Source organism: Pseudoalteromonas sp. SG43-3 (assembly GCF_014164385.1).
GTDB classification, from domain to species: Bacteria; Pseudomonadota; Gammaproteobacteria; order Enterobacterales; family Alteromonadaceae; genus Pseudoalteromonas; species Pseudoalteromonas distincta.
Genome location: NZ_JACJFC010000043.1, coordinates 2,094 through 7,390 on the forward strand (window position 1 = coordinate 2,094; position 5,297 = coordinate 7,390).

Sequence of the window (5,297 nt, forward strand, 5' to 3'; positions counted from 1 at the left end):
ATCGAGCGTTTTAATATACTTATATGGTGTTGTTGAGTGATTTGCGGGACTAAAAAAAGCTTATGCCATGCACCTAGTAACAGCATCGCGCTGACGAGTAACAGCTTTAATAAAATTAGTTGCCCATAATTTGATGTAAACAATGCAGAAAATGACTCTAGGTACTGCAGGAGCAGAGTTAAGCCCGAAATAAGTAGTACAAATACAATAACAATAGCGAGTTGACCAAAGTAATGCATTAACCGCTTTACTTCACTGGTAGGTAGTAAAGTGCAGCTTTTGTAAAGCGGCCACAATGACCCTAACCAGCTCGCAATGGCAATAAGGTGAAAGGTTAAAATACTTTTCACTAACCCATTTTCATTTGCACTGTGCCCAGTAAAAGTGAAGCTATAAGCGATAAACCCAAGCATGATTAGTATAACGGCAACGTTTTTATAACCTGCTACGTTATCATCTGATTCCACACTCCACATACATGCGCTAATTAGAGCAATAATGAGCGCTGGTATTCTAAACGTTGCTTGGTCACCTATGACTGATTGCCAAACAATTTCAAGCATAAAGGGGTCAAACATTCCCATAAAGCCTGATTCAGCCATTGCTCCAGCTTCTATTGGTACTTGTAAAAGTGCAGCAATACTACCTGTAACTACACACGTAATTTGCCAACGTTTTAAGAACTGATAAAAGCTAATTAAGTGATGCCCTGCAACATTGCTGTTGCCACACATAAAGCGCATTAATAAAGTGCCCGCAAGCCCTGCAATTGCGATATAGCTTGCTAGTTTTAATAATAGTAAGAGTACTGACCATTCACTTAATTGCATTATGTTGCTACTTAATGATTATGTTTGCTGTGGGTATTAGATTGTTCTTGCATCATCTTATGCGATTCACTTTTGTGTACCATAAATCTAAACGTGTCGGTCATTTTATGTCCATCACCACCCAGTGCTGTCCATTTAACCGTGTAAGTGCCTTGGACTAAGCTCGGCAATGACCAACTAAAGTCTGTGCTTGGGGTAGAGCTTGGTTTGAAATCAAAGTTTATTGATTTATTTTTTTCATCTTTGATGATGACTTTTGCTAGCCTTACTTCACCACCAAAAGTTAACGAAAGTTGCTCTGGGCTTTTCATTAACATGGCTTCTTGCGCAGGTGTTGATTGCTTGAGTGATATATGCGCTGATGCGGAAAATGTAAGTACTAAACCTAAAATAGCTACTGCAGAATTAAAAAACTTCATAATTACCTCTTATTTAAAATGATTAAAACCAAAATTTAATACCCGTAACAAATGCGGTGTTGTTGCTACTTTGTCCACTTGATGTGGCATAGTCGGCGGTATTGCCAAATTTATTGCTCCATTCAACGCCAATATAGGGCGCAAACTGGCGTGTAAATTCATAACGAACCCTAAAGCCAATCGCGCTGCTTGATAGGCCACTTCCAAGTTCGTTTTGTTTATCGTTTTTGCCATAAAGTGTAATTTCGGCTCGCGGTTGTATAATTAGCTTTTGCGTGAGTAATAGTTCGTACTCTGCCTCTAACGTAAATGCGGTATTGCCTCGCTCACCTACGTATGCTGTCATATCAAGTTCAAACCAATAAGGGGCTAAACCTTGTAAGCCAAAAGCCAACCATTGCCGATTTTCACCTTCTTTATTGTAATCAAGACGAACACCTGCTTGAGTATCCCAATATGCTGATACGGCGTGACCCCATAAAATATCGGTTTGGTTTTCTTCAATACTTCCTTCGCTGAAATCACCCTCGGTTTTAATTACCAATCGATCAAAGGTAGTGCCGTACCATGCTTGTAAGTCAAATACACCTGCGTTTGCTTGCTCGTTATATTCAAGACGATCGCCTAGTAATGCGTAAAATGGATGCTCATCAGCGAGTGTTAATCGCTCATTGCCCTCAAGCGCATATGGGCCTTCTGTTAAAGTTGTTCCCGCAGAGTAAGCATGGGGGTCTCTTGCATCTTTAGGTGCACTTCCTCCTTGTGGTTGCATCTTAGCGCTATTCATTTGTGCCATTTCACTTTGCGCTAATAAAGGGAAACTAATTAATGAAGCCCCTGTTAACATTAATAAACCTAATGATTTAGATAGTTTTAATTGTTTCATGATACGACTACCTCTCTAAACATACCGGCATCCATATGGAATAATAAATGGCAATGCCAAGCCCAGCGACCTACATCGTGAGGGGTGGTTAAAAAGCTGATTCTTTGTGCGGGTTGAACAGGTATCGTATGACGTCGCACTTGCACATCACCTTGCTCGTTTTCTAAATCACTCCACATACCATGCAAATGCATAGGGTGCGTCATCATGGTATCGTTTTGTAAAATAACTCTTAAACGTTGGTTATGCTTCATATGCACTGGCGTGCTTTTACCAAATTCTAAGCCATCAAATGACCAGCTATAACGCTCCATGTTTCCGGTTAAATGCAGCTCAATTTCAGCTTCTGGCTCTTGCTGGTTAGTGATCCCTTCAAGTGAGTGTAAATCTGCAAGTGTTAAAACACGACGACCATTTTTACGTAAACCAATACCAGGATCATCAAGATTTGTTCTAGGCATATCAACGCGCATATCAACTGAAGCTCCATACTCCGTTTTTGCATGACGCACTTTAGAGCTGGCAACCGCTAATGGGTTTTCAGACATACCATGTTTGCTATGATCCATCGCCATTGCACCGTGGCCCATAGCGCTATGATCCATTTCTTTAGAGTTCATACCTGACATGCCTGCCATACCAGCCATTGCAGAGTGCTCACCGCCGTGGGTCATATTGCCCATCATATCGGTCATCGTTAACCATTCAACAGGGTCAAGTGCAGGTACTGGCGCATCAATATTAGGCGAGCTTGATAAAGTTCCTTTTGCGTAACCAGAGCGATCCATACTTTGAGCAAAAATCGTATAGGCATCATTTTTAGGCTCAACAATTACGTCGTAGGTTTCACCAGGGCCGAATCTAAATTCATCAACTGTCACTGGTTCAACGTTTTGCCCATCTGCTTGTACAACCGTTAGTTTTAACTCGGGGATACGCACGTCAAAAAAGCTATTACTAGAGCCATTAATAAACCTTAACCTAAGCTTTTCACCGACTTTAAATAATCCACGCCAGTTTGCCATTGGAGTACTACCGTTCATTAAAAAAGTCATTGCTGATGCAGATAAATCAGCTAAATCTGTAGGATTCATTCTCATTTGATTCCACATTTTGCGGCGTTGCAAAGCATTCGAAACACCGCTATTTGAAACGTCATCAAAAAATTCTGGAACAGTGGGCTGATTGAAGTTAAATACATCACTCTGTATTTTTAATTTGCGGAACAGCGCCATTGGGTCATCATCAGTCCAATCAGATAATTGAATAACATGCTCGTTATCTGCACTAATAATATCTTTTTCTCGCGGTTCAATAATTAATGCACCGTACATGCCAGTCATTTCTTGAAAGCCACTATGTGAGTGATACCAATATGTACCGCTTTGTTGTAATTTAAATTTATAAACAAAGGTTTCGCCAGGCATAATGCCTTTAAAACTGATACCAGGTACGCCATCCATTTGATACGGTAAAATAATGCCATGCCAATGAATTGAACTCGGTACTGATAACTTATTTGTTACTCTAATAGTAACGTCATCGCCTTCTTTGAGGCGCAAGGTAGGAGCGGGTATAGATCCATTGATAGTTGTCGCCATACGTACTACGCCAGTAAAGTTAACCGGCGATTCATCTATAACCAGATCAATTACTTCGCCGCTAAGTTCGGGCACAGTGCCTGTTATTGTTCCTGCTACTAAAGATGATGCAGCATGTAATACACTCGGAAAAGCAGCAAGTACACCTCCTGCAATTAAGCCTTGAACAAATCGTCTTCGTGGTGTGCTAACCTGTTGTGATGACTTTTTAAACCCCATTTCCTTACTCCTTCATAGCAGAATATGTATTGAGTATAGAAAATAGACCTGTCTTCAACATGACGCGAACATTACAAAGTTGTAATCTTGGTGTCATGTTGCTGTAGTGACAGATACTGCATAATATTTGCAGAGGTAGTTGTTAGGACTTTAATGAAGGAATTGTATGCGCTTATTAGTTGTTGAAGATGAAGCAAAAACGGGAGATTATTTAAAACAGGGACTAAGTGAAGCTGGTTTTCAGGTTTCTTTGGCGCGCAATGGTCTTGACGGTCATCACCTAGCAATGACCGAATTATTTGATGTAATAATACTTGATGTCATGTTACCTGACGTATCCGGTTGGAAAATTTTACAGTCGCTACGTGAAGCAGATAACAAAACCCCAGTACTATTTTTATCTGCTCGCGATAGCATAGACGATAGAGTAAAGGGGCTCGAACTTGGTGCTGATGACTATTTAATAAAGCCTTTTGCTTTTGCTGAAGTTTTAGCAAGAGTACGCACTCTTATTCGCCGTGGTGCAGTACAAACAGTTGACGATATACTGATCGTTGCTGATTTAGAAATGGATATTCCAAAGCGAAAAATACAACGTGCAGGCAAGCGTATTTTATTGAGTAATAAAGAGTTTAGCTTACTTGAACTATTGTTACGGCGCGAAGGTGAAGTACTGCCACGTTCGTTAATTGCTTCTCAAGTATGGGATATGAATTTTGATAGCGACACCAATGTGATTGATGTTGCCATTCGTAGGCTAAGAGCAAAAGTTGATGATGACTTTACTATTAAATTAATTCATACAGTTCGCGGTATGGGCTATAAATTAGAGGTTGAAACTGATGGCTATTAAGTCACGGCCTTTATCACTTACGATGCGTGTTGTGTTGTTTGTGGCTGTAACCGTTATTGCGTGCTTAACTTTAGTTGCCACCTTAATAAATAGTTCGATAAAACATCATTTTTTCCAGCAAGATAGTAGTGAACTGCATGTTATTAATCAATCTATTGAATTAGTTTTAAGACAACACTATAAATCAAACCTGAAATTTAAAAATGAATTATCTAACGCTGTAGCGGGTCATCACGGTGTTTACTATCAGGTAAATACCGCAAAAGGAGATCTCATTTTTCAAAGCTCTGAACGAGATTTTAGTGATTTTGTAATGAGTGCTAAGGCTTCAACTGGCTTTAACCGTAACAACATTACCTCATGGCAAAATGATACCCACACCTACCGAGCTCTGGTGAGTAATTTAAGTACTGAGCAACAGCAATACAAAATTACTACAGCGATAGACATGAGCTTTCATTTACACTTTCTCAATCAATTTCAACAAAG

5 protein-coding genes and 1 pseudogene are annotated in these 5,297 nt (G+C 39.9%); 2 read left to right on the plus strand and 4 right to left on the minus strand.

What is annotated here, in order from left to right; all coding sequences use genetic code 11:
• The 4 genes from H5157_RS20325 to H5157_RS20340 all read right to left on the minus strand — a co-directional run.
• Positions 1-830: CopD family protein (locus H5157_RS20325; RefSeq protein WP_182725394.1), on the minus strand; the 830-nt coding region annotated here is incomplete at its 3' end.
• 11 nt (positions 831-841) lie between these two features.
• On the minus strand, positions 842-1,249 hold the full coding sequence (locus H5157_RS20330) for a copper resistance CopC family protein (protein ID WP_010558009.1): 408 nt from the start codon (positions 1,247-1,249) through the stop codon (positions 842-844).
• Between the two features lie 22 nt (positions 1,250-1,271).
• Positions 1,272-2,135: a copper resistance protein B gene (locus H5157_RS20335; RefSeq protein ID WP_002963237.1), complete on the minus strand. Its 864-nt coding sequence runs from the start codon at positions 2,133-2,135 to the stop codon at positions 1,272-1,274.
• Positions 2,132-3,955, minus strand: coding sequence for a copper resistance system multicopper oxidase (locus H5157_RS20340; RefSeq protein WP_010558010.1), 1,824 nt, complete (start codon positions 3,953-3,955; stop codon positions 2,132-2,134). Before H5157_RS20340 ends, H5157_RS20335 begins: the two co-directional genes overlap by 4 nt.
• A 166-nt stretch (positions 3,956-4,121) precedes the next feature.
• On the opposite strand from H5157_RS20340, the gene H5157_RS20345 reads away from it, so the two are divergent.
• Both H5157_RS20345 and H5157_RS20350 read left to right on the plus strand, forming a co-directional pair.
• Positions 4,122-4,808: a heavy metal response regulator transcription factor gene (locus H5157_RS20345; RefSeq protein WP_010388408.1), complete on the plus strand. Its 687-nt coding sequence runs from the start codon at positions 4,122-4,124 to the stop codon at positions 4,806-4,808.
• Positions 4,798-5,297 (plus strand): annotated as a pseudogene (locus H5157_RS20350) (two-component sensor histidine kinase); the annotation flags it as partial. The gene H5157_RS20345 and the pseudogene H5157_RS20350, both read left to right, overlap by 11 nt.

Excerpts from the sequence above, each read along its gene's own strand:
- H5157_RS20330 (WP_010558009.1), bottom strand. The coding sequence starts at position 1,249 with ATGAAGTTTTTTAATTCTGCAGTAGCTATTTTAGGTTTAGTACTTACA.
- H5157_RS20335 (WP_002963237.1), bottom strand. The coding sequence starts at position 2,135 with ATGAAACAATTAAAACTATCTAAATCATTAGGTTTATTAATGTTAACA.
- H5157_RS20340 (WP_010558010.1), bottom strand. The coding sequence starts at position 3,955 with ATGGGGTTTAAAAAGTCATCACAACAGGTTAGCACACCACGAAGACGA.
- H5157_RS20345 (WP_010388408.1), top strand. The coding sequence starts at position 4,122 with ATGCGCTTATTAGTTGTTGAAGATGAAGCAAAAACGGGAGATTATTTA.